General features: G+C 51.7%; 1 protein-coding gene. It reads left to right on the plus strand.

Going from position 1 to position 1056, the window contains the following annotated elements; all coding sequences use genetic code 11:
* Nucleotides 1–77 precede the first annotated feature (77 nt).
* On the plus strand, nt 78–1001 hold the full coding sequence (locus OB87_RS13435) for an IS5 family transposase (protein ID WP_033569939.1): 924 nt from the start codon (nt 78–80) through the stop codon (nt 999–1001).
* Nucleotides 1002–1056 lie beyond the last annotated feature (55 nt).

The following is a 1056-nucleotide window of genomic DNA, read 5'->3' on the forward strand; positions in this document are numbered from 1 at the left end:
GGCTTTGTTGAATAAATCGAACTTTTGCTGAGTTGAAGGATCAGATCACGCATCTTCCCGACAACGCAGACCGTTCCGTGGCAAAGCAAAAGTTCAAAATCACCAACTGGCACACCTACAACAAAGCCCTCATCAACCGTGGCTCCATAACTTTCTGGCTGGACGATGAAGCGATTCATGCCTGGTATGAGTCGGCAATGCCTTCATCACGGGGAAGACCTCAGCGCTATTCTGATCTCGCCATCACCACCGTTCTGGTAATTAAACGCGTATTCGGGCTGACCCTGCGGGCTGCACAGGGTTTTATTGATTCCATTTTTACACTGATGAATGTTCCGTTGCGCTGCCCGGATTACACCAGTGTCAGTAAGCGGGCAAAGTCGGTTAATGTCAGTTTCAAAACGTTCACCCGGGGTGAAATCGCGCATCTGGTGATTGATTCCACCGGGCTGAAGGTCTTTGGTGAAGGCGAATGGAAAGTCAAAAAACACGGCAAAGAACGCCGTCGTATCTGGCGAAAGTTGCATCTGGCAGTTGACAGCAAAACACATGAAATCATCTGCGCAGACCTGTCGCTGAACAACGTAACGGACTCAGAAGCCTTCCCGGGCCTTATCCGGCAGACTCACAGAAAAATCAGGGCAGCAGCGGCAGACGGCGCTTACGACACCCGGCTCTGTCACGATGAACTGCGGCGTAAGAAAATCAGCGCGCTTATCCCTCCCCGAAAAGGCGCGGGTTACTGGCCCGGTGAATATGCAGACCGTAACCGTGCAGTGGCCAATCAGCGGCTGACCGGGAGTAATGCGCGGTGGAAATGGACAACAGATTATAACCGTCGCTCGATAGCGGAAACGGCGATGTACCGGGTAAAACAGCTGTTCGGAGGTTCACTGACGCTGCGTGACTACGATGGTCAGGTTGCAGAGGCTATGGCCTTGGTACGAGCGCTGAACAAAATGACGAAAGCAGGTATGCCTGAAAGCGTGCGTATTGCATGAAAACACAACCAGCTACGGGGAGACTTACCCGAAATCTGATTTATTCAACAAAGTC

This window comes from Dickeya undicola (genome assembly GCF_000784735.1).
Classification (GTDB): Bacteria; Pseudomonadota; Gammaproteobacteria; order Enterobacterales; family Enterobacteriaceae; genus Dickeya; species Dickeya undicola.